General features: G+C 69.8%; 17 protein-coding genes. 7 read left to right on the forward strand and 10 right to left on the reverse strand.

What is annotated here, in order from left to right; all coding sequences use genetic code 11:
• Positions 1 to 24 precede the first annotated feature (24 nt).
• Genes AB0N80_RS10500 through rfbB form a run of 3 tightly spaced genes read right to left on the reverse strand, consistent with a single transcriptional unit; the run spans position 25 to position 2,902 of the window.
• Positions 25 to 483, reverse strand: coding sequence for a GtrA family protein (locus AB0N80_RS10500; protein WP_363578701.1), 459 nt, complete (start codon positions 481 to 483; stop codon positions 25 to 27).
• A complete protein-coding gene (locus AB0N80_RS10505; RefSeq protein ID WP_363578702.1) occupies positions 480 to 1,904 on the reverse strand; it encodes a bifunctional dTDP-4-dehydrorhamnose 3,5-epimerase family protein/NAD(P)-dependent oxidoreductase in 1,425 nt (474 codons plus the stop codon). The genes AB0N80_RS10500 and AB0N80_RS10505 overlap by 4 nt, the downstream gene beginning before the upstream one ends.
• Positions 1,904 to 2,902, reverse strand: coding sequence for a dTDP-glucose 4,6-dehydratase (gene rfbB / locus AB0N80_RS10510; RefSeq protein ID WP_363578703.1), 999 nt, complete (start codon positions 2,900 to 2,902; stop codon positions 1,904 to 1,906). The genes AB0N80_RS10505 and rfbB overlap by 1 nt, the downstream gene beginning before the upstream one ends.
• An 80-nt stretch (positions 2,903 to 2,982) precedes the next feature.
• On the opposite strand from rfbB, the gene rfbA reads away from it, so the two are divergent.
• The 5 genes from rfbA to AB0N80_RS10535 are packed head-to-tail and all read left to right on the forward strand — an operon-like array spanning position 2,983 to position 9,914.
• On the forward strand, positions 2,983 to 3,858 hold the full coding sequence (rfbA, locus tag AB0N80_RS10515; protein WP_363578704.1) for a glucose-1-phosphate thymidylyltransferase RfbA: 876 nt from the start codon (positions 2,983 to 2,985) through the stop codon (positions 3,856 to 3,858).
• Positions 3,842 to 5,809: a rhamnan synthesis F family protein gene (locus AB0N80_RS10520; protein ID WP_363578705.1), complete on the forward strand. Its 1,968-nt coding sequence runs from the start codon at positions 3,842 to 3,844 to the stop codon at positions 5,807 to 5,809. Before rfbA ends, AB0N80_RS10520 begins: the two co-directional genes overlap by 17 nt.
• Positions 5,806 to 7,737, forward strand: coding sequence for a rhamnan synthesis F family protein (locus AB0N80_RS10525; protein ID WP_363578706.1), 1,932 nt, complete (start codon positions 5,806 to 5,808; stop codon positions 7,735 to 7,737). Before AB0N80_RS10520 ends, AB0N80_RS10525 begins: the two co-directional genes overlap by 4 nt.
• A gap of 42 nt (positions 7,738 to 7,779) precedes the next feature.
• Positions 7,780 to 8,700, forward strand: coding sequence for an ABC transporter permease (locus AB0N80_RS10530; protein ID WP_363578707.1), 921 nt, complete (start codon positions 7,780 to 7,782; stop codon positions 8,698 to 8,700).
• Between the two features lie 5 nt (positions 8,701 to 8,705).
• Entirely contained in the window at positions 8,706 to 9,914 is a 1,209-nt protein-coding gene (locus tag AB0N80_RS10535; protein ID WP_363578708.1) for an ABC transporter ATP-binding protein, read from the forward strand.
• Between the two features lie 49 nt (positions 9,915 to 9,963).
• Here the strand turns inward: AB0N80_RS10535 and AB0N80_RS10540 are convergent, their stop codons facing one another.
• From AB0N80_RS10540 to AB0N80_RS10570, 7 genes are all read right to left on the reverse strand, one after another.
• Positions 9,964 to 12,168 carry a hypothetical protein gene (locus AB0N80_RS10540; RefSeq protein WP_363578709.1) on the reverse strand — a complete coding sequence of 735 codons (2,205 nt, stop codon included), beginning with the start codon at positions 12,166 to 12,168 and terminating at the stop codon, positions 9,964 to 9,966.
• Between the two features lie 139 nt (positions 12,169 to 12,307).
• Complete coding sequence (locus AB0N80_RS10545) at positions 12,308 to 13,285, reverse strand: glycosyltransferase family 2 protein (protein ID WP_363578710.1); 978 nt, start codon at positions 13,283 to 13,285, stop codon at positions 12,308 to 12,310.
• A 31-nt stretch (positions 13,286 to 13,316) separates the two neighbouring features.
• Complete coding sequence (locus AB0N80_RS10550; RefSeq protein WP_363578711.1) at positions 13,317 to 14,555, reverse strand: hypothetical protein; 1,239 nt, start codon at positions 14,553 to 14,555, stop codon at positions 13,317 to 13,319.
• Positions 14,548 to 15,681, reverse strand: a complete 1,134-nt coding sequence (locus tag AB0N80_RS10555; RefSeq protein ID WP_363578712.1) for a glycosyltransferase family 1 protein — start codon at positions 15,679 to 15,681, stop codon at positions 14,548 to 14,550. Before AB0N80_RS10555 ends, AB0N80_RS10550 begins: the two co-directional genes overlap by 8 nt.
• Before the next feature lie 5 nt (positions 15,682 to 15,686).
• On the reverse strand, positions 15,687 to 16,883 hold the full coding sequence (locus AB0N80_RS10560) for a glycosyltransferase family 2 protein (RefSeq protein ID WP_315993331.1): 1,197 nt from the start codon (positions 16,881 to 16,883) through the stop codon (positions 15,687 to 15,689).
• Positions 16,880 to 18,076 carry a glycosyltransferase gene (locus tag AB0N80_RS10565; RefSeq protein ID WP_363578713.1) on the reverse strand — a complete coding sequence of 399 codons (1,197 nt, stop codon included), beginning with the start codon at positions 18,074 to 18,076 and terminating at the stop codon, positions 16,880 to 16,882. The genes AB0N80_RS10560 and AB0N80_RS10565 overlap by 4 nt, the downstream gene beginning before the upstream one ends.
• Before the next feature lies 1 nt (position 18,077).
• Complete coding sequence (locus tag AB0N80_RS10570) at positions 18,078 to 20,003, reverse strand: DUF6541 family protein (protein WP_363578714.1); 1,926 nt, start codon at positions 20,001 to 20,003, stop codon at positions 18,078 to 18,080.
• 148 nt (positions 20,004 to 20,151) lie between these two features.
• Here AB0N80_RS10570 and glf point away from each other — a divergent pair, with 148 nt between their 5' ends.
• Together glf and AB0N80_RS10580 are read left to right on the forward strand one after the other, a co-directional pair.
• Positions 20,152 to 21,288: a UDP-galactopyranose mutase gene (gene glf / locus AB0N80_RS10575; protein ID WP_315993328.1), complete on the forward strand. Its 1,137-nt coding sequence runs from the start codon at positions 20,152 to 20,154 to the stop codon at positions 21,286 to 21,288.
• Positions 21,289 to 21,295: 7 nt separating this feature from the next.
• The gene (locus AB0N80_RS10580) at positions 21,296 to 23,338 is read left to right on the forward strand and encodes an acyltransferase family protein (protein WP_363578715.1); all 2,043 of its coding nucleotides are present in this window, start codon (positions 21,296 to 21,298) and stop codon (positions 23,336 to 23,338) included.
• Positions 23,339 to 23,342 lie beyond the last annotated feature (4 nt).

Here is a 23,342-nt window from a genome sequence, read left to right on the forward strand (position 1 = left end):
GCTACAACGCCGCACCGGGTCGGATCAGGGCGCGTCAGTGCCGGGCCGTCGGACGGGGAACACCCAGTAGCGATACGCGAAATAGTTCCATACGGTCGTCGACCCGACCGCGACGATTTTGCCGACCACCCAGGGCAGCCCGAGCGCTGCGACGCCGGCGACGATACCGGTCGTCGCCACGGTGTTGAAGGCCACCAGTGCGGTGTACTTGATCGCGCTCGAGGCCACACCGGCGTCGGATGAGAACGTGAAGGTGCGCTGTAGCAGGTAGGTGATGGCGAAGCTCAGGAGGAACGCCGTCGGGGTCGCGACGACCAGAGGTAAGCCGATGACGTCGTGGAGCAAGGCAAGCAGCCCGACATCGATGAGGAACGCCCCGCCACCCACGATGAGATAACGTACCGCGCTGTGGGACCATACGCGATGCGCCGCCCGCGCGACGGCGCCGGGGCGCTGCGCCCCCCGGCGCTCGTCGCCGCTCACGCGCGAGCGAGGTATTCGCGGAGCCGCGCGTCGGCGTCTCCGAGGGGGATGCCGACGGCGGCCGTGTCCGTGGCGTCGAGCATGCTGTTGCGCGGACGCGGCGCGACGGGGGCGGTTGCACCGGCGAAGTAGTCGTCGGTGCTGACGCCCGTGACGCGGGCGGGGTCGTGACCGGAGAGCTCATACACGCGGCGGGCGATGTCGAACCAGGAGGTGGGCTCACCCTGTCCGGTGACGTTGTAGACCCCGGTGGGCACGTCGCCGTCGAGGACGAAGCGGATGGCGCGAGCGAGGTCTGAGGTGAAGGTCAGGCGACCGAACTGATCGTCCACCACCCGAGGATCTATTCCCCGACCGGCGAGCGATGCCATCGTGCGCACAAAATTGTTGCCGTCGCCGATGACCCAGCTCGTGCGCAGGACGTAGTGGCGCGGCACCGTCTGCACGACAGCGTCGCCCGCGGCCTTCGTCTGGCCGTAGACGCCCAGCGGGGAGAGGGCGTCGTCGGCGCGGTACGCGTCGCCTTTCATTCCGTCGAAGACGTAGTCGCTCGAGACGTGGACGAGCGTGATGCCGTTGGCCGTCGCGATACGGGCCAGAGCGGCGACCGCCGTGACGTTCGCGGCCCAGGCCTCGGCACGGCCGTCGGGCGTCTCGGCTGCGTCGACCTTCGTGTACGCGGCTGCGTTGACGATGGTGGAGTAATCGCGCCACCGACGCGCGGCATCCAGGTCGGGAGAGGTGAGGTCGAGATCGGCCCGGGTGGCGTACTCGATCCAGGGGTGCTCGCCGAATTCCGCCCGCAGCGCGCGTCCGAGCTGGCCATTCGCACCCGTGACGAGGATCTTCTTCGGCGGCATCGGAACGACGTCGGCCAGACGAGGGTGATCTTTGTCCTTCGCGCTGATCTCGACATCGTCGAGGGGGATGGGCCATGCGATCGCAGCGGTCTCATCGGCGAGGTTGAGGAAGGTGTACGTCGCATCGGGAGACCAGTGGTCGTTCACGAGGTACGTGTAAGCCGTGTCGGCCTCGAGCGTCTGATAGGAATTGCCGACGCCCCGCGGTACGAAGATGGCGGTCGAGGGGTCGAGTTCGGCGGTGAAGACCGCGCCGAACGTCTCTCCCTCGCGCAGATCGACCCACGCGCCGAAGATCCGGCCGGTCGCCACCGACACGTACTTGTCCCAGGGCTCGGCGTGGATGCCGCGGGTGGTGCCCACGGCGTCGTTGAACGAGATGTTGTTCTGGACGGGTCCGAAGTCGGGCAGCCCGATCTCCGAGGTCGCCATCTTCTCGCGCTGCCAGTTCTCTTTGAACCACCCGCGGGAGTCACCATGGACCGGCAGATCGAGCAGCAGGAGTCCCGGGATCGGTGTCTTGCGGGCGTTGAGGGTCTTGCCGAAGACGGTGGCCACCATCACTGCCCCTTGCTGGCGTAGAACGCCTCGACGCCGTCCTTGGTGGGAGCCCACCAGGCTTCGTTGTCGCGGTACCAGTCGATCGTCGCGGCGAGGCCCGACTCGAAGTCGCCGTAGGTCGGCGTCCACCCGAGTTCGGTGCGCAGCTTGGTCGAGTCGATGGCGTAACGGAGGTCGTGACCGGGGCGGTCGGTGACGAGGTCGTAAGCGTCGGTGGGGTTCCCGGTGATCTGCAGGATCAGCTCGACGACGCTCTTGTTGTCCTTCTCGCCGTCGGCGCCGATGAGATACGTCTCGCCGATCTCGCCTTTGTCGAGGATCGTCAGGACGGCCGAGGAGTGGTCGTCGGCGTGGATCCAGTCGCGGACGTTCTCGCCGGTGCCGTACAGCTTCGGACGAATTCCTCGCAGCACGTTGGTGATCTGCCGGGGGATGAACTTCTCGACGTGCTGGTACGGCCCGTAGTTGTTGGAGCAGTTGCTGATCGTCGCGCGGACCCCGAACGATCGCACCCATGCTCGAACGAGGAGGTCGGAACCGGCTTTGGTCGAGGAGTAGGGCGATGAGGGGTTGTACGGCGTGCTCTCAGTAAAGCGGGCCGGATCGTCGAGCTCGAGGTCGCCGTACACCTCGTCCGTGGAGATGTGGTGGAAGCGCACGTCATGACGGCGGGCCGCCTCGAGCAGCGTGTACGTCCCGATGATGTTCGTGTCGAGGAACGGGCGGGGGTCGTGCAACGAGTTGTCGTTGTGCGACTCCGCGGCGTAGTGCACCACGGCGTCGGCCTCCGCGACGAGGGGGTCGACGACGGCGGCGTCCGCGATGTCGCCGACGACCAGGCGCACGCGGTCCTCGGGAACCCCCGCGAGCGATGCCTCGTTCCCGGCGTAGGTGAGCTTGTCCAGCACGGTCACCGTGTGGTCGGTGTGCGCGATGACATGGTGCACGAAGTTGGACCCGATGAAACCGGCACCACCGGTGACGAGAAGACGACTCATGCGCTCCAGATTAGCGGCGTCGTCCTCCGCCTCTTCCGTGGTGGATTGGCGCGTACAGCCGCATAGGGGAAAATGACCCCATGCGCGGAATCATTCTGGCGGGCGGCACGGGCTCCCGACTCCACCCGATCACACAGGGCATCTCGAAGCAGCTCGTGCCCGTCTACGACAAGCCGATGATCTACTACCCGCTGTCGACACTGATCCTGGCCGGTATCCGCGACATCCTCATCATCACCACGCCCCAGGACTCCGAGCAGTTCCAGCGGCTACTCGGCGACGGCTCCCGGTTCGGCATCTCGCTCACGTACAAGGTGCAGCCTTCGCCCGACGGTCTCGCACAGGCCTTCCTGCTGGGCGAGGAGCACATCGGGTCGGACTCGGCGGCTCTCGTGCTGGGCGACAACATCTTCTACGGCCAGGGCATGGGTACGCGACTGCGCCAGTACAGCGAGCTCGACGGCGGCGTCGTGTTCGGGTACCGGGTGGCCGACCCCACCGCGTACGGGGTCGTCGAGTTCGACGCCGCGGGGCGCGTGGTCTCGCTGGAAGAGAAGCCCGAGCACCCCAAGAGCAACTACGCGGTCCCCGGTCTCTACTTTTACGACAACGACGTGATCGAGATCGCCCGCGGTCTCACTCCCTCTCCGCGCGGAGAGCTCGAGATCACCGACGTGAACCGTGCGTACCTCGAACAGGGACGGCTGCGCGTCGAACTGCTGCCGCGCGGCACGGCGTGGCTCGACACCGGAACCTTCGACTCGCTGAGCGAGGCCACCGAGTTCATCCGTACCGTCGAGAAGCGCCAGGGTCTGTCGATCGGATGCCCGGAAGAGGTCGCGTGGCGTATGGGCTTCCTCACCGACGACGAGCTCCGGGAGCGCGCGGAGCCCCTGGTCAAGAGCGGGTACGGCCGCTATCTCCTCAGTGCCCTCGAGCATGGCGCCGAGCGCTGAGGCGGGCGCCGAGACGCACCTGAGCGCCGTTCGGACCGATGCTGCTCCGACGGGCGGCTCGGTCGAGCGCGCCGTGGTGTTCGCGGTGAGGGCCCGGGGTCGCGTCGAGGAAACGGCCGTCCATGCGCTTCAGGCTCTGCGGCAGATCGCAGCGACGATCGTCCTCGTCCACCCGGGCGCTTTGGCGGCCGACGTCCGTGGTCGTGTCGCCCCGCTCGTAGACGACATCCTCGAGACGGAGTCGGAGGAGTTCTCCTCCGACTCCTATGCGGTTGCGATCGACCTCGTTCATCGACGCGTCCCCTCGGTCGAGGAGATCGTGCTGACCGGGGATTCGTGGTTCGGCCCCGTCGGTGACGTCGCCGCCCTCTTCGATCGGATGTCCACGGTCGTGGCCGATGTCTGGGACGTCCTGCCGCCCGCCGCCCCCCGAGAAGCGTTCCCGGGTGAGGGTTTCCCCGCGGTGACGGATCGCCCGTGGTTCCTGACCGTCATCCGCCGCGAGTTGTTCGCCAGCTCGGCGTGGCATCGCTGGTGGGGGCACGACCTCGCGGCCGGCGAGCGCGAACGTGCGCTCGGCGGCGCGGTCGAGCGTGCGGGCTTCCGGCACGCGCGCGCCTACGAGACCGCGCACCTGCACGCGAACGACCCGGGCCTGTTCGCCCCCGAGGATCTGCTCGACATGGGAGTGCCCTTCGTGGATCGCGCCGTGTTCACCAGCTACCCGCCGTTCCTGGATCGCTTCGCCATCATCGGCAGTGAGATCGAGCAGCTGATGGGCGAGAGCGGTTACCCCGTCGACGTGCTGCGCTCGAGCCTCGCCGGCTGCGTGCCGCCGAAGGCGCTCAACACCAACCTCGGACTGCTCTCGATTCTGCCCGACCGAGCGGTCGACCCCGAGGCGGGGTCGTCGTTGAGGCTCGCCGCGGTGGTGCACGTCAGCGATCTCGACGAGATCGACGAGGTGCTGCGCCGACTCCAGTTCCTCCCGTCGGGTGCCTCCGTCTTCGTCACCACGACCGAAGGCGTCACAGCGGCGCGCTTGGAACGTCTCCTAGAGGCGTGGGCGTCGACGAACTCGCACACGTACGAACTCCGCGTGACCCCGCAGAGTCCGGGACGCGACATGGCCGACTATTTCGTCGGATGCCGCGACGTCATCCAATCCGACCAGTTCGACCTCATCGTCAAGCTCCACATGCGACGGGCGCCGTGGAAGACCATGAACCGGCTGCGGTACTTCCGTCGCTACCAGTTCGACAACCTGCTCGGCAGCCCCGGCTACGTGCGCAACCTCCTCTCCCTCTTCGAGAAGGAGGAGCGACTGGGCGTGGTGTTCCCGCCGATGATCCATGTGGGCTACGCGACGATGGGCCGCGGCTGGGCGCTCCTCGAGCCGCACGCGCAGCGTCTGGTGACGCGGCTCGGCATCCGCGTCCCGCTCGACACGGTCTCCCCGTTGGCCCCATACGGCGGCATGTGGGTCGGACGCCCCGCGGCGTTCCGAGCGCTCACGCGGCGCCGGTGGACCTTCGCCGATTACGGATGGAAGGGCGAACGTCGCTACGGTCACCTCGCCCACCTGCAGGAGCGGCTCGTGAGCGCGTCGGCGGGGGAGTGCGGCTACTACTGCCGTACGGTCCTCTCGCACGCGCACGCCGAGATCGCTCACACGGCGCTGGAGTACAAGGTCGACCAGATGTTCTCCACGACGCGCGGTTGGCCCGTCGAGCAGATCGGATTCCTGCATCGGGCGGGTTACACCGGATACGGCGGGACCGTGGCATTGGTGCGCATGTACGTCCGCACCAACCACCCTCGGGTGGCCGATGCGTTCCGCCCCGCGTACCGGATCGCTCTGCGCGGGCATCGTGTGCTGTCTGCCGCCCGTCGGGTGGCGTCGCGGCTGAGCAGCGAGCGGAGCGAGAACGAGCGAGAGGTGTCGTCGTGAAGACCGCAGAGCTGATCGGCGACTGGACGCGCCCCGCCGACACCTTCCCGGATGACGGCAAGCGCCTTCTGATCTACGTCGTCTTCGACAGGCGGGGCGAGGCGGGGGATTTCGTCCTGTACGCGCTCAAGCACCTGCGCGCCTTCTGCGACGAGATCGTCGTGGTCTCCAACGGCCCGCTCACATCTCAGGGCCGCGAGCGGCTTCAGACGGTCGGCGACCTGGTCCTCGAACGCCCGAACGAGGGCTACGACATCTGGGGCTACAAGCACGGTCTGGATGCCATCGGAGAGCGCGTCCAGGAGTTCGACGAACTCCTGTTGGTGAACGACACGTGGTTCGGGCCCATCCGCCCGTTCGAGCCGATCTTCGAGAGGATGAACGCCCATCCCCTGCATTTCTGGGGGATGACGGACCACCTGCGCGTCGAGCCGCATCCCTTCACCGCCGACGAGGATTATCTTCCGTACCACCTGCAGTCGTACTGGGTGGCGGTGCGTCGGCACATGTTCACGTCTCCCGAGTGGCAGGCCTACTGGCGCAACCTCCCGGCGATGACGACGTACTCGGACGCCGTCACGAAGCATGAGGGTATCTTCACGCAGTACTTCACGCGTGAGGGGTTCTCGGGGGAGGTGGCGTTCCCCACCCTGACGGACAAGATCGAGAATCATGCGGTGCTCTACGCCGAGCAACTCATCGACGCGGGATGTCCGACCCTCAAGCGGCGCCCGTTCTTCCAATGGCCCGTCTTCCTCGACCGCGTCGCCGTCGTCGGCAAGTGGACGCTCGAGGCGGTGGAGCGCAACGGCTACCCCGTTGAGCTCATCTTCGATGACCTCGCCCGTAACGTCGAGCCCCGGGTGCTCAACGCCGACGCCGCCCTCCTGCGCGTGCTGTCGGCGACGGACGACGCCTACGATCCCACGAAGCCCTTGCGTACCGCCGTGTTCGCGCACATCTTCTACGTGGAGATGACGGACGAGATCCTCGATCGGGCCGGTTACCTCCCCGGCGACGTCGACCTCATCGTCACGACACCCGAACGCGAGCGTGCCGCGGCCATCGAGCGGATCATCCGGGAGCGGGGGTTCCCCGGCCGTGTCGACGTGCGCGTCGTGGCGTCGAACAACGGTCGCGACCAGGCCGCCTTCCTGATCGGATGCCGCGACGTCTTGATGTCCGACGAGTACGACCTCGTCGTGAAGGTCCACTCGAAGAAGACGCCGCAGGACGGTGCCAACGTGGGGCGGCACTTCCGCCGTCACCAGTTCGAGAACCTCCTCGCCGGTCCGCACGAGGTGGCCAACGTCGTCGCGCTCTTCCAGCAGCAGCCGGGGCTCGGTCTCGCGTTCCCCCCGACGGTCCACCTGGGCCACCCCACGATGGGGCACGGCTGGTGGGCCAATCGTCCCGGCGTCGCGGAGCTGTGCGCCGAACTGGGGATTCGCGTGCCGCTCGATGAGATCTCGCCGCTCGCGCCGTTCGGCTCGATGTTCTTCGCCCGACCGCAGGCCCTCCGGCTGCTCGTCGAACGCGAGTGGACGTACGACGACTTCGGCGGTGTCGAGGCCTACGTCGACGGCGGCCTCGCGCACATCCTTGAGAGGATGCCGGTCTATGCGGCCGGCGAACGGGGCTTCCATTCGATGACGATCGCGACGCCCGCGTATCTCGCGAAAAGCTATACGGCCCTCGACTACAACCTCGACCAGATGTCGGCGACCATGCCCGAGGACACTCAGCACCAGGTGCAGTTCCTGCACCGGGCCGGTTATATCGGCTGGGGACGCTTCCGCGACTTCGTGGATATCTGGGTGCGTTTGCACCGCCCTGGCGCCGAGGATCGGGTCGATCGGCTGTTCCGCCGGACCGAGCGGCTTCGCGGGGTGTTGTGGCGGGCGCGCCGGCGCCTGCGGCGCCGTTGAGTCCAGTCCACGTGCAGAATCTCACCAGTAGAATCGGTCCCCATGCCCAGTCCTTCACCCGCCGCGGACGACGCGCGCTTCGCCCGCCTCGCGGAGATGCCGATGCGTTCCGTCGGCGTCACACCCGGCCTGGGGCTCGCCTCGCTCTGGACGACGCTTCGCGACATCTTCGCGCGGCGCGAGATGCTCGACCTTCTGGTCAAGCGCGACATCAAGGCCCGGTATAAGGACTCGGCGCTCGGTTTCGTCTGGGCGCTGATCCGCCCACTCATCCTGCTGGCGATCTACTTCGTGGTTCTCGGGCAGTTCCTGGGCGCGGCGCGTGGCATCCCGGACTTCGCGATCTTCATCTTCACCGGCCTGACCGCCATGAGCCTGTTCCAGGAGATCGCGGTCGGCGGCACGGGATCCATCATCGCCAACGGCGGTGTGGTGAAGAAGGTCTACATGCCGCGAGAGATCTTCCCGCTCGCCGCAACGGGGTCGGCCCTGTTCAACTTCATGATCCAACTCGGTGTGCTGCTGGTCGCCACGATCATCGCCGGAAAGCCGCCACTGCACTGGCAGATCGTGTACGCGGTCCCCTCTCTGCTCCTGATCCTGGTCTACGGCGTAGCCTTCGCCCTGTTCTTCTCTGCGGTGAACGTCTATCTCCGCGACGTGCAGTACCTCGTCGAGGTCGTGACGATGTTGCTCCTGTGGCTCTCGCCCGTTCTCTATGCGTGGCATCTCGCAAGCCAGATCATCACCAGCCCCACCCTGCTGGAGATCTACACGAACAATCCGCTGACCCTCGCCGTGCTCGGCTTCCAGCGGGCGTTCTGGCTCGCCGGCGACGGTCTCGAACAGCCCGCCCATCTCGTCCTGCGCATGGCCATCGCTCTTCTCATCGGGCTCGTCCTGCTCGTGCTGAGCCACCGGGTCTTCGTCCGCCTGCAGGGCAACTTCGCCCAGGAATTGTGATCGATATGTCCTTCGACGTCGCCCCCGCCCCGGCGCGCCCGGAAGTGGTCGTGCTCAGCGATGTGTCCAAGCGGTTCGTGGTCCGCAAGGACACCTCGATCAAGGAACGTCTCGTCACGCTCGGCCGCGCCGGACGTCGTCATCGTCAGGACTTCTGGGCGCTCAGCGACGTGAGCCTCGACATCCGCGCGGGCAACACGATCGGCCTCATCGGGCACAACGGTTCGGGGAAGAGCACGCTGCTCAAGGTCATCGGCGGCATCATCCAGCCCACTTCCGGTGATGTGCGCCAGCGCGGCCGCGTGGCGGCGCTCATCGAGCTCGGTGCCGGTTTTCACCCGGATCTCACCGGCCGTGAGAACGTCTACCTGAACGCCTCCGTCCTCGGGCTCAGCCGCGAGGAGACACGCGCGAGCTTCGATGACATCCTCGACTTCTCCGGCGTCGGCGACTTCATCGATACCCAGGTCAAGTTCTACTCCTCGGGCATGTTCGTGCGCCTCGCCTTCGCGATCGCGGTGCACACCGACCCCGACATCCTCCTCGTCGACGAGGTGCTGGCGGTCGGCGACGAGCAGTTCCAGCGCAAGTGCCTCGACAAGATCAAGGAATTCCAGAGGCAGGGGAGGACGATCATCATCGTCTCCCACGCGCTCGACCAGATCGAGGAGCTGTGCGACCGCGTCATCCTGATGGACAAGGGCCGCGTCGCGTTCGACGGCCTGGCCGACGCGGCCGTCGAACGCTTCCGCGAGCTGCTCGAAGAGGGGTCCGGGAAGGTCGCTGCGCGCCCCGACCAGATCACCCGCGCCGCGGAGATCATCTCGGTCGACGTGCGCGCCGCCGATGGCCGCCGATCGAACGACTTCCACAGCGGCGATTCGTTCCGCGTGGCGATCACCGTGCGGGGGCTCCGTCGGCTCGACGAGTGGGCTCTCGGCTTCAGCATCGACACCTCGTCGGGCGTCCTCGCCCTCGCCTCCAACACGAGCATGCTCGGAGCCTCCGTACCGCCGCTGCACGAGGGCGAGACGGTGACGATCGAGATCGACGTGGACGGTGCCCGCTTCAATCCCGGGAGCTACTGGATCAACGCCAACCTGCACGGGATCAGCGAGTCCACTTCGCACGCGCTCATGCAGGGCGCGGAGTTCACTGTGCACGGGCGTTCCGACTCGCTCGGCTCGGTCCCGGCCGAGGTGCGCTTCCGCTGATCACGGCTGACCGGGACCCGCGGGCCCCCTGAACTGCCGGACGGGCCTCCTAGCGGCGCCGCAGCGCCGCGTCGAGCAGCGTCCGTGCGCGGGCGTCGAAGGAGTGATCGGCGCGGATACGCGCCGACACCGCATCCAGGTCGGGCGCAGAGGGGAAGGCGGCGTCGAGGTCGCCGGTGAGCAGGTCGAGCAGGTCGGGAACCCCCTCCCATGTGCGCACCGCACCGCCGAAGAGCTCCTCGATTCCCTCGACGCGGTCACTGACGGCGCGACCACCGGCGGCGACGACGTCGAAGAGGCGATTGCCGATGAACCCCCGCTCCTGCATGGCGGGCCAGTGATCGTTCAGCACCACCCCCGCGGTCTCGTAGAGCGCGGGAAGCTCGTCGTTGCCCACCCCGGTGGCGGCGATGCGCTCGGCAGGGATCCATCCGCGCCAGTCGGGGCCGATCACGGTCACGGGGATGCCGGCTCTGATGGGCTCCACGACGGAGGGGCGCAGGATGCCGCGCGCCGTGCCGACGAAGAGGATGTCATGGCCGCGGGGTCGTCCGGCGGGGTGGAAGCGCGTCGCGTCGGTGCACTGCAGCAGAGGGGTGATGGGCACGCCGAGTTCGCGGCCTGTCGCCTCGGCCCACGGCGCGGACGCGGCGAAGACCTCGTGGAACCCCGCGACGTCGTCCGGACCCACCTGGTCGGGATGACTGATGACCCACAGCAGCGAGACACCGGTGGGGGAGGCCTCGAGCGGTTCGGGACCGCGCAGGGCCACGGTCACGTCGTCGAGATGCCGCGTGGGGCGGGTGCGGGCGGCGTACGAGTCGATGACGACTTCCTGTCCGAGGCGCCGGAGGGCGTCGGCGAGGGCCCGGGCGAAGTGGGTGTCGCCCCAGCCCTCCGCGCGAGGGCCCACCGGTGCGGCCGTCCGCAGCGCCCACCTCAGGGCGGGCACGTGCGTGCCGTCGGGGAGCTCCACCTGGCGCTGCGGACGTCTCACACGGGGCAGAGGGCCATGGGCGAGGCGCTCCCACCCGGCGCGGAGCAGGAGATCCCCACCGCCCGTCAGGTGCGGTGGGAGATGCGCCGGTTCGGCACGCGAGCGCGTGCGCGTCTCGACGTCCAGGGCGACGACGGCCCGTCCGTCGAGGCGGGCAGCCGCGTCGGGACCGCGCAGCGCGACGGTGACCTCCGCGCGGCGCGCGGCGAAGGTGCTCCCGGCCAGGGCGGGGACCTCGAGATCGGTCGCCGGAGCGAGGGCGGCGAGGTCTTCGATCGGGTGTCCGGCGAGGAAGCGTCCATCGACGGTGGCTCCGACTGCGGCGATCGTGCCGTCGCCGTCCCTCCACACCGGACCGAGCACCGTCCCGGCGGCGCTCTTCTCCACGCGATCCGCCAGACGCGTGGCGTCGGCGGCGGTGAGGGTCTGGTTCGGTCCTCTCACGATGATGATCTCGGCGCGGGAGGAGGCGACGAGTTCGTCGAGCGCGAGGGACGCGTCGTCGTGACGTCGCCGACTGATGCGGACGCGGGGGCGGCCCGCGGCCCACAGCGACGCGAGCGTCCAATCCTCCGCGCGGTCGTCGAGCACGGCGATCGCAACCCCCTGTCCGGGGACGTCCGAGAAGGCGACCGCTTCGGCGAACGATTCGTCGAAGTCCCATTCCTCGGGGCCGATCGCGACGATCAACTCGCGATCGACGGGCTCCGCCGACGGCGCCGGGCCGACCTCGCCGCCCACTCGGGCGCGACGGGCGGCCTCGACGATCACGCGCGACAAGTCGGGCCAGGATGCCGCGGCGGGCTCGGATCGCGGACCGAGGGGGAGCGAGTGCGTCTCACGGTGGCGCCAGGCGTGGCCGAGAGGTCCGCCGGGAGCCTCCCAGGCCTCGGGATGAGCGGTGCCGTAGGCCACGGCATCCCACAGCGGACTCACCTGCAGCCCCCGTGGATCGGCGACGAGGTAGGCGTACAGCGCGGGCACGCGCCATGCCTCGGGCAGGTGGTCGCCGACCGCCGTGTCGACGAAGAGCGGCGACAGGCGCAGCCCGTCGCGGAAGCCCCCGTTCACGTACCGACGGACGGCCGCTGCTTCGCTCAGGGGCCTGCCCACCTGGGCGCGCACGTACGCGAGGTCGACGACGCCGGCGCGGCGGATGACCCGCGCCCACCACAGCCGGTCGGCGCGGGCGACGAGCGGGCGGAGCAGCGGCAAGTCGCGCGCGGCGCGCACGCGCGAGCGGAGGGCGGTCAGCACTCTTCGAGTTTAGGCAGGGCGTCAGGCCCTCCCGAGCGAGACGCGGGCCCGCCGGCCCGCCCGGGCGAGAGCTGGGCCACCCGGCCCGTGCGGACGGGGGACGGGACGGCGGGCCCGCCTGGGCGACACCCGGATGCCGTCACCGCGGCGAGACGGGGCGATCGGCCCAGTATCGGTCGCCGCGCATGCGCATCGATTCGCGCAGGCCGATCGTGCGGTCGACCGCGTGGAGCGGCAGGACCGCGGTGGGCGCGGCGGCGCCGCGGCGCCAGCCCTCCCATCGACCGCGGAGCGAGAGGACGTCTCGCCGCAGCACGAGGCGCGCGGCGCTGACGACCAGCTCGACGGCCAGCGCGCGCAGCGCCCAGCGCGAACGGAGCACGCCGTACTTGCGCAGCAGGTAGCCGCGCGCGAAGCCCGACAGGCGGCGCTGGCGAGCCGACTCCCGGCCCGCGCTGGCCCCGCCGAGGTGCGTGCCGAGGGGGCCCTCGATTGCGACGCACTCCCACGCCGCCGCGCGCAGCCGGAACGCGAGATCGAGCTCCTCGCCGTACATGAAGATGTTGGTGTCGAACAGGCCGATCTCGTCGAGGGCGGCGCGAACGTAGACGGCGACGGCGCCGTACGGTCCGAGGACGGGGGGATCGACGGGGTCCGCCGCCGCCGGCTCCGCCCCGTGGAAGCGCACGAAACCCGCTCCCGTGACGTCGGCGACGATGCCGTAGGAATCGACGGTGCCGTCGGGGGCCAACAGGAGGGTCGCTCCGCTACCGACGCGACGCGACTCCGCGCCGGCGGTCATCGCCGCCAGCACACGCTCCACGGCATCCGGCTCGAGGACGACGTCGCTGTTGACCAGCATGACCAGTCGCGCCGAACCGGCCGCCAGACCCACGTTGCACGCGCGGGCGAAGCCGAGGTTGCGGTCGTTGCGGATGAGGGTGACCTCGGGGAACTCGGCGGCGACGCGGTCGGCGGTGTCGTCGGGTGAGTGGTCGTCGACGACGATGATCCGCGCCGCGACGCTCTGCCGCGTGGCCGCGAGCAGGCACGAGCGGACGAAATCCCACCCGCCGTACACGGGGATGACGATGTCGATGTCGGGTGCGTCGGTCATGCGAGACCTGCCCTTCGAGCGGTCGGTGAGATCACGGGGTGGATGCTTCGGCGGCGACGAGGTCGACCTGGCGGCGCGTGCGCCCGACCAGGATGAGCGTGGAGATCGCCTCGGTCACGGCCAGCCCGGCGGCCACCCCCACGGGGCCGAGGAGCAGGCCCGCGCCGATCATGAGGGGGATGCCGACGACGGTGGCCGTCACGGTGGCCCGCATCACGGCATGCTGCTCACCCGCGGGGAAGAGCACGTGCCGTGTCATCGAGGTGCGCAGGGAGAACAGGGCGAAGGCGACGCCGAGTGCCAGGCAGACCAGGAAAGGCGCCGCCGCCGGCGCGCCGAACATGAGCGCGCTGACCGGGGGACCGGCGAAGCCGAGCACGAGCATCCCGAGCACGCCGAAGCCGCCGTGCATCAGCAGCGCCAGTCGCAGCCGCGACCGCCGCGCGGGACCCGTGACCTCGGCCGACCACGACTGCAGGGCGTTGGCGAGGGTGAGCGGGAGGAACTGCCCGAGCTTGGCCATCTTGTCGGCCGAGGCGAAGCCGGAGGCGGCCGTCCCGACCGACAGCACGTTCACGAGCGGCGTGGGCACGGCGGAGTACGCCCCCAGGGCGGCGTCGTTCAGCGCCACCGGCGCGCCGACCCGGAAGAGGTCCGGGATCTCGCGGACGGGCGGCCACGCCGACGGATACCGGCGCAGCAGGCGCAGCGAGAACAGCGTCGTCCCGACCACCGTGACCGCGATGCCGGCCATCGGGTAGACCTCGACGGGAGCGCCGTTGACGATGGCGAGCATCGATCCCACGGCCACCACGAGCCGAGGGATCGCATCGTAGAAGAGGATCGACCGCGGGTCGCCCACGCCCACTGAGAACCACGTGAACGACAGGGCGATCATCGCGCCCTGCAGACCCATGAGGGCGGCGAGCAGGCCGTACCCGGGACTCGCGACGAGGGCGCAGACCACCACGAGGGCGGGCAGGGCGACGATCGAGGTCGCCAACCGCACGACGAGCGCGTCGCGGTACAGGCGGCCGCGACGGACGTCGTCGGCCGCGATCGACACGAGGGCCGGTCCCACCGTCGTCCAGCCGTAGGCCACGGCGATGGCGGCGAACGTTCCGATCGACTCCCCCGCGATCGCACTGGACCAGCCGTCGGGTGCCGCGCGCGAGACGGCCGGCAGCACGACGAGGGGCGACACCGCCGCGACGGCGGGGATCAGCGTGAAGCCGAACAGTCGCGAGCGCAGGGACGCCGGTTCAGCCACGGCTGTTCCCCCGCGCCGCCGTGCGACGGAACACGACCGAGAGGGCGATGGCCGCAGCCGACCAGCTGAAGCGGCTCGCCCACTCCCGCCCACCCGTGCGCAGCGCCACGCGCGTCTCGTCGTCGAGGGACAGCACCGCGAGGATCGCCCGGGCGAATGCAGCGGGATCCGTCGCGTCGGCATAGCGCGCCCACTCCCCGCCGACTTCGCGCAGCACCGCCGTGTCGTGGGCCACCACGGGCACTCCCGCGCCGAGGGCGTCGACGACGGGCAGGCCGAAGCCCTCGGTCAGAGACGGGCACGCATAGACGTCGGCCACCTGGTAGAGCGCGCGCAACTGGTCGTCGCCGACCCAGCCCGGCAGCACGACGTCGGCCGTGAGGCCGAGGCGTTCGACCGTCGGGCTCAGAGGATCGTCGGCTCCGCCGCCCGCGATCACCGTGAGAGGACGCCGGTCGGCGGGGATCCGCGCCACAGCGGCCAGCAGACCCGCGAAGTTCTTGTGCGGCATCCGGTTGCCCGTCGACAGCAGGACCGGTCTTCCCGGGCGGATGCCGAGGGGTGCCAGCAGACGCCAGGGGTCGTCGACGCGGGTGATGTCGCTCCCGCCGTTGTGCACGACAGTGATGCGCTCGCGCGCGACGCCGAGATGACGGGAGATCGCGCTCGCCGCAGTGGAGGAGACGGTGACGACCTCCCGCGCGGTCTGCGCGGTGCGCGTCATGAGCCAGGCCGTCACGGCGCGCGTGATCCGCTCGAGGCCCGTGCCGGGCACCTCGTGGTAGATGACGTCGTGCACCGACACCACGCGGGGGACGGCGCCGGCGGTCAGGGGACCGAAGTTCGCGGGGCTCCACACGAGGTCGGCATCCGTCGCTTTCGCGGCCCGCTCCACCGCGACGATCTCACCCGCGGCCCACGAGGCGCGTCCGTCGCCGACCCACTCGACCACGCGCACCTCGCCCGGGAAGAACGCCCGCACGCCGGCGGCGCCGGACGCTCCGGTCAGGGCGACGAAGCCGGCATCCGGCATCTCGTCGGCCAGGCGCGGCAGCAGCTCGCGCACGTACGTCTCGGTGCCGCCGCGACCGCCGGTGTAGCCGAGCAGATCGACGAGGATCCGCACGGCGGTCAGCTCTCGATGACGGCTTCGGGGCGCTGCTCGCGCCGGGGCGTGGTGAGGACGCCCGAGAAGAAGCTCATCATGACGGTCTGGAAACCGAGGATGATCAGCAGCGCGCTCGGCACGGCGATGCGCACGGCCTGGGCCGCATTCTGCTGCCCGAAGTCGAGGCTGCCCCACAGGATGACCTGCACGATGCCGATCACCACGCCGAGGACGAAGAGTCCGACGCCGATGAGCAGGCCGCGCTCGGCCGACCACTTCGCCACGATCCGGCGATAACGCTCGCTGGTGGGGAGGAACCCCTCCTGCGTGGCGTAGAGCTTGGTCAACCAGAAGAACAGCAGCGATTGGAACCCGATCACGCACAGGGCGCTGGCGTAGACCATCGTCGTGACGTCGAATCCGACGCCGCCGACGTTGATACCGCCGAAGGAGAGGACACCGACGGCGATCGCGCCGAGGAAGAACGCCACCAGGCCCGGGTAGACGAAGAGCCAGCGCGGGGCGAACAGCAGCAGGAAGCGCAGGTGGCGCCAGCCGTCGTGCCAGCTGCGCAGGTGCGGAGGCCGCGAGCGGCCGTCCTTCTTCAGCGTCGTCGGCACCTCTTCGATGCGGTAGCGCGCGAGGGAGGCGCGCACGACCATCTCGGAGGCGAACTCCATCCCCGTGGTCTGCAAATCGAGAGTGCGGATGCGCGCGCGGTTGAATCCGCGCAGACCGCAGTGGAAGTCCCGGATGCCGGGACGGAAGAACAGCTCGCCGATGAACGACAGCACCGGGTTGCCGAGATACTTGTGCAGCGGGGGCATGGCGCCCGGGGCGATCCCGCCGCGGAAGCGGTTGCCCATGACGAGGTCGGCTCCTGCGCGAAGGCGGTCGACGAACGGCTCGAGGTTCTCGAAGTCGTAGCTGTCGTCGGCATCCGCCATGATGACGTACGTCCCGCGCGCCTGCTCGATGCCGTTGATGAGGGCCGCGCCGTATCCGCGGCGCGGGGCGTGCGACACGCGGGCGCCGAGGCCTTCGGCGATCGCCTGGGAGCCGTCGGTGCTGCCGTTGTCGGAGATGAGGACCTCACCGCGGATGCCGCTGCGCTGCAGGAAGCCCTGCGCCTTGCGGATGCAGACCTCGAGGGTCTCGGCCTCGTTGAGGCAGGGCATGAGGATCGTCAGTTCGACGTCCGTGGGAGCGGGAGTGGTCACGGGCTGTCTTCTTTCGTCTTCACCGCGGCGGGCGTCGGCAGCGGCAGTGCCGACAGGATCCCTTCCACGGTGCGGCGGATGGTGCGGGTGCCGACGGCGGCGTCGTACCACGCGCGCGCGGAGCGGCGCAGGTCGTCACCGCCGTCGACGGCGACCCGGATGGCCCGGGCGAGGTCGGCGGGTGAGGTGGTCGGGGAGACGACGCCGTTGACGCCGTCGTCGATGAGTTCGGTGGACGCGTTGCCCTCGTCGGCGACGAGCACGACGGGAACGCCGTGGGCGTTGGCCTCGACGACGACGAGTCCGTAGCCCTCGCGGCGGGAGGGGTTCACCAGGCACGCGGCCCCGTGCAGCAGCTCATCGAGTTCGGCGTCGGAGACGAAGCCCGGGAACCGCGTCCAGGCCTCGCCGCCCACGCGGCGGACTTCGGCGCGCACCGCGTCGGAGCTCGGGCCGGTGCCCAGGACGACGAGTCGCAGGCCGGGAACGCCGTCGCGAGCGGCGGCGACGGCGGCGGGGAGCACCTCGACGCGCTTGTCGGGGATGTGGCGACCCACGTAGAGCACGTAGGGCGGGGCCGCGGCCGGACCCGGCGGCGGCACCTCGGCGGCACCGTCGATGAGTCCGGGGCTGACCAGCGGTTCTCCGCGGAGGCCCTCGCGTCGCAGCCGGGTGGCCGAGAGCTGCGAATGGCAGGTCGCGATCGGCGTGATCGCGATGGCGGCCCGCTGCAGCAGCCATGCGATCGTTCCGGTCACCGCACCGGAGTATTCGACCCACTGACGACGGTGCCAGACCTCGAGGTAGTCGACGACGAGCTTCGTCCCCGAACCCAGCAGCGCCGCCCGCGCGGCGAAGACGTTGAAGATCGGCAGGCCGCTGACGATGACCGCGGCGTAGCGGCGACGGCGGCGGAGGAGAGCGCCGAACAGCGAACCGGCGTACCGGAGGGCCGCGGGGATGCGGCGCACCCCGTCATCCGAGTAGAGCGAGAGTCGCCCGGTGACGGGGACGATGCGGAACGCGTCCTCGACCGGTGCCGGGCCGTCCCACTGCGTGGCGGTGAGGTAGTCGACCTCGAACCCCTTCAGGCCGAGCTCGACGGCCTCCGCACGATACTGCCGTTCGCCCCCTCCCGTGGAGTAGGGGAACAGGCAGTCGTACGCGACGGCGACGCGGCTCTCGCGGGACACGTCAGCACCCCTCGATCTTGAACAGGCGCGCCGACGGTCCCTCGGAGTCGACGAGGACGAGGTGCTCCGAGGGGGAGAGGTTGTAGAGCCCCTGGCGCTCGAGTCCGACGCCGGGGTTGTTCCAGACGTTCTGCGCGCCGAAGTCGAGCACGTAGTCGACGCCGAGGCGGTCGACGACCTCGCACACGCGCGGATCGGAGTCGATCGCGCTCAAGCGGTTGTCGAGGTACTCCTCGTCGGTTCCGATCGCACCGAACACGTGCTTGCGCAGCACCTCGCGGTCGCCGATCGCATACGCCAAGGAGGCTCCCGTCCAGGGGCTGCCGGCGATGACCGCGTCAGCGGGCGTGGTCTCGGGCAGGCGCTCCAGCAGCGCCTCCTCATCGCTCGTGAGCAGCGGCGAGGTGGCGTCGAGAGCGTAGGCGCCGCGCGCGTCGGCGGCGGTGCGGAGGATGTTCGGGCTGACCCCGACCGAGAACACCGCGAGGACGCCGACCGCGGCGACCGCGACGCGCAGCACGCGCCCGGCACGGGCGCGGGAGAGGACGCGCCCGGCGGCGTCGGCGATCGTGACCGCACCGAGGACGGCGACCGGGATCCCGGCGGCCGGCAGGAGGGCGGCGAGGCGATAGGAGTCGTTGTACCAGGGGTTCGTCAGGAACTCCCGCAGCGCGTTGCCCCCGGCGGTGCCCGAGGCCACCACGAAGAGCACCGTCGCGACAGCCATGGGCGCGGCGACGACGAGGAGGCGCGGTCGGCGCACGATGGCGAAGATGCCCGCCGCGATCATCACCGAGACCGTCAGGGTGATCGTGTAGCCGCCGGGGGAGAGCAGGAGGGCCTCGCCGACTGCGCGGGCCGTGGTCTGCCACGGCGCCCAGATCGACATCTCGGCGTTGGTGCGCATGACGCGCCACAGCACGCCGAGCACGACGAACAAAGCCAGCAGGATCGCCGTGGTCGAGAGCCACCGACGGCGGGACGGATGCCGCACCGCACGGCCGACCAGCTCGACGACGGCGACACCGGCGCCCAGGGCCGCCATCGACAGGAAGGCGTTCGGATGGGCGAGGCCCACGCCCGCGGCCGCCACCAGGAGCAGGACGGCGGCGCGCACCCGCGCGGCGAGTCCGGTCGCCCGCAGCAGGTGGACGACGACGGCGACACCGCCCGGAAGGACCGCGTAGCCCATGGCGTTCGGGTAGAGCACGCCGAAGAACATCAGCAGCAGGGGGAAAGCGCCGAACCCCGTCGACAGTGCTGCGGCGCTGACGACCACGGCGGTGCGCTCCGACAGCAGGGCGGTGCTCAGGGCGACCACCGACAGCGGCCAGGCGACGGCTGCGAGCGCGATGTTGGCGGCGTTGACGGCGACCGGGACGGCGGCTCCGGTCGCCTGGGCGGCGAGCGCGGCGACGGTGTGCCAGCCGTTGGGGTAGAAGCCGATGTCGGAGGTGAGTCCGATGTGGAAGGCCGACGCGTCGCCCGTGTCGACGGCGAAGGCGACCGTGTTCAGATGGACGATCGCGTCGAAGGTCTGCGAGATGTGCGCGGGACCACCGAAGACCCAGGCGAGCTGGAGGGCGATGACCACGCCCGCGACCACGAGGGACAGGCCGCCCCACAGGAGGGTGCGCCCCGGGGTGCGGTCGCCGGACTCGGGTCCGACCCATCGGCGCAGGGCGTACGCCACAGCCGCTGCGACGATCGTGACGATCGCGATCGGCACGACCGACCACGACAGGCGCGCGAGCGGGGCGGCGATCGCGGCGACGGCGAGGATCGCGATCGAGACGACCGGTGCCAGGGCCAGGATGCGCAGACGCCGCACGCCCCACCCGGCGGCGAGGACCACGATTCCGGGGACGACGAGAGCGAGGATCGAGATGATGAGAGGCATCACGATCACCCACCAGGAATCGCTCATGCACTCCCATTTCTCGCTGGACGACAGTCAGCCATGCTAACGGACGGTCGCTGACCCGCCCCTGAAGGCCGCGGCGAGGTGCCCCTTTAGACTGGAGGGGCGCGGGATCGCTCTCCGCGTGTCCGCGACACGAAAGACGCACCACTTCATGGATCTCCTCATCGTCGGCTCCGGCTTCTTCGGTCTCACGATCGCCGAGCGCGCGGCCGCTGCGGGCCGCAAGGTGACGGTCATCGATCGTCGTCATCACATCGGCGGAAACGCCTACTCCGCGAACGAGCCCGAGACGGGCATCGAGGTGCACCAGTACGGCGCGCACCTGTTCCACACCTCCAACCCGACGGTGTGGGAGTACGTCAACCGCTTCACCGACTTCACCTCGTACGTCCACCGCGTCTACACGACGCACAAGGGCGTGGTGTTCCCGCTGCCGATCAACCTCGGCACCATCAACCAGTTCTTCCAGGCCGCCTACACGCCCGACCAGGCGAAGGCGCTCGTGCACGAGCTCGCCGGCGAGTTCGACGCGAAGGATGCCGCGAACCTGGAGGAGAAGGGCATCGCCCTGATCGGACGCCCGCTGTACGAGGCGTTCATCCGCGACTACACCGCGAAGCAGTGGCAGACCGACCCGAAGGACCTCCCCGCGGAGGTCATCTCGCGGCTGCCCGTGCGGTACACGTACGACAACCGGTACTTCAACGACACCTGGGAGGGTCTCCCGGTCGACGGATACACCGCGTGGCTGGAGCGGATGGCCGATCACCCGAACATCGAGGTGAAGCTGTCGACCGACTACTTCGACGAGGCGCAGCCGCTGAACAAGAAGGCGACCGTCGGTCAGGTGCCGGTCGTCTACACCGGTCCGGTCGACCGGTACTTCGACTACGCCGAGGGCGAGCTGTCGTGGCGCACGCTCGACTTCGAGCAGGAGGTGCTGCCGATCGGCGACTTCCAGGGCACCAGCGTCATGAACTACGCCGATGCCGACGTGCCCTACACGCGCATCCACGAATTCAAGCACTTCCACCCCGAGCGCGCGGACCGCTACCCGACCGACAAGACGGTGGTCGTGCGGGAGTACTCGCGCTTCGCCACGCGCGCCGACGAGCCCTACTACCCGGTCAACACCGCCGACGACCGCTCCGGTCTGCTCGCGTACCGCGAGCTCGCCAAGGGCGAGAGCGAGGTGTACTTCGGCGGACGCCTGGGCACCTACCAGTACCTCGACATGCACATGGCCATCGGGTCGGCGCTGTCGATGTGGAACAACCAGCTCGCGTGACGGGTTCGTGCGTCTGACGCTGCGTCCGCAGACCCTCCCGTCGATCGGCGGGAGGGCGGACGAGGGGCGGTGGGCGTATCGGCCCGACGTCGACGGCCTCCGTGCCGTCGCCATCCTCCTCGTCGTCACGTACCACGTGTGGTTCGGACGCGTCTCGGGCGGGGTCGACGTCTTCCTGATGCTGTCGGCGTTCTTCCTCACCCGGGGGTTCGTCCGGCGGATGGCCGGGCCCAACCCCGTCCGACCGCTCCCTCACCTGCTCGGTATCTTCCGCCGCCTTCTGCCGGCCGCGGCGGTGACGCTCGCGGGCGTCCTCGCGCTCGTCTGGTTCACCTACGCTCCTACCGCCTGGCGCGCGGTCTGGGATCAGACCTGGGCGTCGCTCGCCTACGTGCAGAACTGGGTGCTCGCGGCGGATGCCGTGGACTACTACGCCCGCACCGAGATCCCGAGCCCCCTGCAGCACTTCTGGTCGATGTCGGTGCAGGGGCAGGCGTTCGTCCTGTGGGTCGTGCTGCTCGGACTCTGCCAGCTCGTCGTCCGCCGGCGCGGCCTCTCTCCCGACCGGGTCGTGGGTGTCGTGTTCGGCGCCGTCTTCGCGCTGTCGTTCGTGTACTCGGTGGTGCGCACCGCGACGGCGCAGGAGATGGCGTACTTCGACACGGGGGCGCGGCTGTGGGAGTTCGCGGCCGGGTCCCTCCTGGTCGTCGCCCTCCCGCACGTGCGCGTTGGCGCCGTCGCCCGGGCGATCCTGGGATGGGCCGGGCTGGCGGGCCTGCTCGTCCTCGGCGCGGTGCTCGACGTGCGCGGCGGCTTCCCGGGGTTCCTCGCGCTGTGGCCGGTCCTGTGCGCGGCCGCGATCGTCGTGTCGGGGTCGGGCGATGACCGGGGCAGGGGGCCCGCGCGGTTGCTGTCCTCCCGGCCGCTGCAGGCGGTGGGGCGCGACGCGTACGCGCTGTACCTCGTGCACTGGCCGATCCTCGTCACCTTCCTCGTCGTCAACGAGCGCGTCGAGGTCGGTCTCGTGGGAGGTGCCGCGATCATCGCGCTGTCGCTGCTGCTCGCGCGCGCGTTGACGTGGGCGGTGGATCGACCGGTGCGCGCGTGGCGTCGGTCGGACAGCTCGCCGTGGGTGCCGGTCGCGGTGGTCGCCGTCGCCGCGAGCGTCGTCGCCCTTCCCCTCGGCGCCTGGCAGGTGTCGACGTGGGCGCAGGAGCGGGCGATCGAGGCGCAGGCCGTACGCGATAACCCCGGTGCCGCGGTGCTGCGCGATCCGTCGCTGGCGGAGATCCCGACGGATGCCGAGCTGCTGCCCCTCCCGACCCTGCTCGACGACGAGTGGGTCCAGTTGGAGAACCCGTGCGCCGGTCGATGGAGCGTCGACACGGACATCCTCCTCGGCACGTGCTTCGAGACCGCTCGCACCGCACGAGCCGGTTTCACGATCGCGGTCATCGGCGACTCCCACGCGCAGCAGATCACCGGAGCGCTGCTGCCGCTCGCGGACGAGAACGGGTGGGGAGTCGTCAGTCTCATCAAGGGCGGCTGCTCGATGGGACTGGCGGAACCCGGAATGGACGAGCGCTGCGACGCGTGGCGCGAGGAAGCGATCGATCTCGTCGAGCGGGTCGCGCCCGACGCCGTCATGACGGTCGTCACGCGTTCCGACGCGGGGGAGGACGACGAGGTCGTGCGCCCCGGCATCGAGCTGTTCCTCGATCGCATGGGGGATGCCGGCATCCCGGTGCTGGCGGTGCGCGACAACCCGCGGTTCGCGTTCGACATGTACGGCTGCGTGATCGACGCGGACGATCCGCTCGACTGCGCCGCACCCCGTGCGGCGTCCCTCGCCGACGAGAACCCCGCCCGTGTGCTCGACCGCCCGGGTGTCGACCTGCTCGACCTCACTCCCTGGATCTGCCCCGACGACCTGTGCGTCGGCGTCATCGGCAACGTCTCCGTGTACCGCGACGACAACCACCTCACGCGTCTGTACGCCCGCACCCTCGGTCCCTCGCTGGCCGAGCAGCTTCCGTCCAGCCTCGGATGACGCG

The organism is Microbacterium sp. NPDC089188 (assembly GCF_040685155.1).
GTDB lineage: Bacteria > Actinomycetota > Actinomycetes > Actinomycetales > Microbacteriaceae > Microbacterium > Microbacterium galbum.

Excerpts from the sequence above, each read along its gene's own strand:
- AB0N80_RS10520 (WP_363578705.1), top strand. The coding sequence starts at position 3,842 with ATGGCGCCGAGCGCTGAGGCGGGCGCCGAGACGCACCTGAGCGCCGTT.
- AB0N80_RS10505 (WP_363578702.1), bottom strand. The coding sequence starts at position 1,904 with ATGGTGGCCACCGTCTTCGGCAAGACCCTCAACGCCCGCAAGACACCG.
- rfbA (WP_363578704.1), top strand. The coding sequence starts at position 2,983 with ATGCGCGGAATCATTCTGGCGGGCGGCACGGGCTCCCGACTCCACCCG.
- AB0N80_RS10545 (WP_363578710.1), bottom strand. The coding sequence starts at position 13,285 with ATGACCGACGCACCCGACATCGACATCGTCATCCCCGTGTACGGCGGG.
- rfbB (WP_363578703.1), bottom strand. The coding sequence starts at position 2,902 with ATGAGTCGTCTTCTCGTCACCGGTGGTGCCGGTTTCATCGGGTCCAAC.
- AB0N80_RS10535 (WP_363578708.1), top strand. The coding sequence starts at position 8,706 with ATGTCCTTCGACGTCGCCCCCGCCCCGGCGCGCCCGGAAGTGGTCGTG.
- AB0N80_RS10570 (WP_363578714.1), bottom strand. The coding sequence starts at position 20,003 with ATGAGCGATTCCTGGTGGGTGATCGTGATGCCTCTCATCATCTCGATC.
- glf (WP_315993328.1), top strand. The coding sequence starts at position 20,152 with ATGGATCTCCTCATCGTCGGCTCCGGCTTCTTCGGTCTCACGATCGCC.
- AB0N80_RS10530 (WP_363578707.1), top strand. The coding sequence starts at position 7,780 with ATGCCCAGTCCTTCACCCGCCGCGGACGACGCGCGCTTCGCCCGCCTC.